Annotated in this window: 3 protein-coding genes and 1 pseudogene; all 4 read left to right on the top strand. The window is 60.2% G+C overall.

All coding sequences use genetic code 11. The features are described from left to right. Positions 1 to 224: transposase domain-containing protein (locus HPY23_RS30785; RefSeq protein ID WP_200646519.1), on the top strand; the 224-nt coding region annotated here is incomplete at its 5' end. 442 nt (positions 225 to 666) lie between these two features. Then, a complete protein-coding gene (locus tag HPY23_RS30790; RefSeq protein WP_200601834.1) occupies positions 667 to 831 on the top strand; it encodes a hypothetical protein in 165 nt (54 codons plus the stop codon). An 88-nt stretch (positions 832 to 919) separates the two neighbouring features. Continuing rightward, positions 920 to 1,705 carry an MltR family transcriptional regulator gene (locus tag HPY23_RS30795; protein WP_091890435.1) on the top strand — a complete coding sequence of 262 codons (786 nt, stop codon included), beginning with the start codon at positions 920 to 922 and terminating at the stop codon, positions 1,703 to 1,705. Between the two features lie 239 nt (positions 1,706 to 1,944). Then, a pseudogene (locus tag HPY23_RS30800) lies at positions 1,945 to 2,696 on the top strand (hypothetical protein); the annotation flags it as partial.

A 2,696-nucleotide genomic window follows, 5' to 3' on the forward strand; every position in this document is an offset into this window, starting at 1 on the left:
TGGCGGTCGGGCGCAAGAACTACCTGTTCGCGGGATCCGAGCCGGGCGCCGAGCGTGCGGCGGCGTTCTACACCCTGATCGAGACGGCCAAGATGAACGGGCTCGATCCGGAGGCCTACCTGCGCGACGTGCTCACGCGCATCGCCGATCACCCGGCCAAGCGACTGGCCGATCTGCTGCCTTGGAACTGGATGCCAACCAGTGAGGCCGAGCAGGCCGCCTGACCAGTGGATCCGTCACCGAGCGCTTACAGAGCGCGCGAAGCGTTGCCCCTTTAGCGAGTGCAAACACGCGGGAGGCTGCGTCAACTGGCACGCCGCCTTCGCCTGCGGAGCACGCTGATCATGCCCCAAGCCGCAGACATCATCTGCGCCGCCCTCTCTCCCGGCCTCAAGGCCGGGAGCGCTGAGAAGCGGACGGCGGAGGTCCTGGCCGCGCTCGAGGCGGCCGGGTTCAGCATCCTCCCGCGCGACGCGGACTCCGCCATGCCGATCGCGCTCCTGGACGTGGCGGCCGAGCGCCGGCGCCAGGTCGAGGCGGAGGGTTGGACGGCCGAGCGCGACGACACCTATCAGGATGGCGCCCTGGCGATGGCCGGCGCCGCCTACGCCCTCAGCGCGGCCGGCCCCGGCGGCCAAAGTCCTGACGCAGCTCATGCAAGGCGGCATGGCCTTCGGAACCGGCGCTATCGAGCTGGCGCGCCTGGCGTGGCCCTCGAGCTGGTCACGCACCTGGTGGAAGCCATCCGGCGGGCGCCGCGACCTGGTGAAGGCCTGCGCGCTGATGGTCGCGGAAATCGAGCGGCGCGACCGCGCCCAGGCGAAGGGGTGACCCGTAGCCGTCTACGTCGACCAGGCCACAGCCGAGAAGGATCCTACCAAGACCATGCACGCCGAGCGCGGTCGATACCTCGTCGGCGATGCCGCTGACATGCTCCGCCAGGCCCGTTGTTCGCATACAGGGTGCCCCCAATAGCCTAAACACGGGCTACATAAAGACATTGCACAGGCACTCCACCTCCTGCGACAGAGACCTATATAGGCGCCTAAGGGTATCTAAGGTCTACCACATGAAAACTCCTTCATGGATCAAGCCGTACGGCAAAATTGGGTGGAATATTTCAGCGGTTCCCGAGGTACAAGTCTGGTCTCGGAAAATATTCGAAGATGGTGAGTCCGATAGATCGATTGTTCTAGTGATGGGCTCTCTTGTAGAAACCTGCCTCGAACGGGCGCTAAAGCACAGGCTGAGGAAGGACGCAAAACTGTCCAATGAATTATTCAATTTCAGTGGTCCATTAGGAACATTTAGTTCTAAGATTAAGATTGCGTACATGATGGGAATGATTAGCGAAATCGCATACAAAGATCTAATAACATACAAAGACATAAGAAATAAATTTGCACATACAATTGATATGATAGACTTTGACACCCTTTCAATCAGCGCGAAATGCAGTAATTTTAAGCTTCCTGAAATATTTGTTAGGGAAATGTCTCAAGAAGATAAGGACGCATACGAAGCGCATCTTAGATTTGGTAAGCCGTACAATCCCGAGCCTCTTCAATGGCCTGTCTTGTGCGAAACTGGCGATATAAGTTCGCTTTCATATCCTGGAATGAGATATGTCACCATGGCACAGATATTTGTTCACTGCTTTACCGAACGTATTACGATGATCGGACCGCATGACGAAATCATCTAAACAGAACGCGGCTCCCAGCCCGTGAACGGTTGGATGGGCGGCGCAGATGATCGGTGCGGATGGACTGCAGCAGTTCACCGGCGCGAATTCCGCCGGCTATTGGCCGAAGCGCGGCTCCAGCGGCTCACCCGTCTTCCTGACCAGGGGCCAGCAGCTACCAGGGGCCAGCAGCTCGCCGGCATCCTCAGCCTCGCGACCTTCCAGGCGAATGCCGGGAGACCCATCTCCGGGAAGCCTACGTGGTGCCCGGTACGGTCGTCCGGGAGCATCTCATCGCGTTCCAGGCCCTTCCGGTCGCGAGGGAGAAGCATATTCCGGTTGCCGATTTGCAGGACATTCTCGAAAGACTTGGAGCTCAGAATATGGCGGTCGCCGACATTCCGAAGCTGCTGCGGGAGTACATCAAGGCGTCCCGGGCCCATGGCCGAAAGCCGCCGGCCCCGTCGAACGATGTCGACATCGCTGCCACCGTCGAGCGGTCGCGAAGCCTGGTTCAGGATCTCAAGCCGAGCGAAGCCCTGAGCGTCCTGACCGCACGCATCGCCGAGGAGAACGAAGCGCATGCACGGCGCCTGATTCCGCTCCTGAAGGAGCAGGCCGAGGTGCAGCGCATCGTGTCCGATCATACCGGCAGGTTGGCGATACTTGAGGAAATCGCGCGGATTGGCGGTTCCGATGCAGCTTTGTGGGGCGAGATCGGCGATATCCAAATCTTGCTGGGAAACAGCCAGGATGCGCTAGGAGCCTATCACCGCGCTCGTTCTGCAGCGATGGCGGATCAAGACGAACGCAATATCTCGAACAGTCACGAGCGGATCGGCGACGTTCTGGTGGCGCAGGGTGATGGAGCCGAAGCTCTGGCGGCGTACCAAGCGTCGCTCGCGCTCCGCACCGCTCTCGCTCAGCGCGATCCGGCTAACACGGAGTGGCAGCGCGATTTGTCGGTCAGTCACAATAAGATCGGCGACATTCTGGTGGCGCAGGGTGATGG

The sequence above is a fragment of the Methylobacterium ajmalii genome, from assembly GCF_016613415.1.
Lineage (GTDB): Bacteria > Pseudomonadota > Alphaproteobacteria > Rhizobiales > Beijerinckiaceae > Methylobacterium > Methylobacterium ajmalii.

Bases quoted from the DNA above. Each gene is read 5' to 3' on its own strand.
- HPY23_RS30790 (WP_200601834.1), top strand. From the start codon at position 667: ATGGCCTTCGGAACCGGCGCTATCGAGCTGGCGCGCCTGGCGTGGCCC.
- HPY23_RS30795 (WP_091890435.1), top strand. From the start codon at position 920: ATGCCGCTGACATGCTCCGCCAGGCCCGTTGTTCGCATACAGGGTGCC.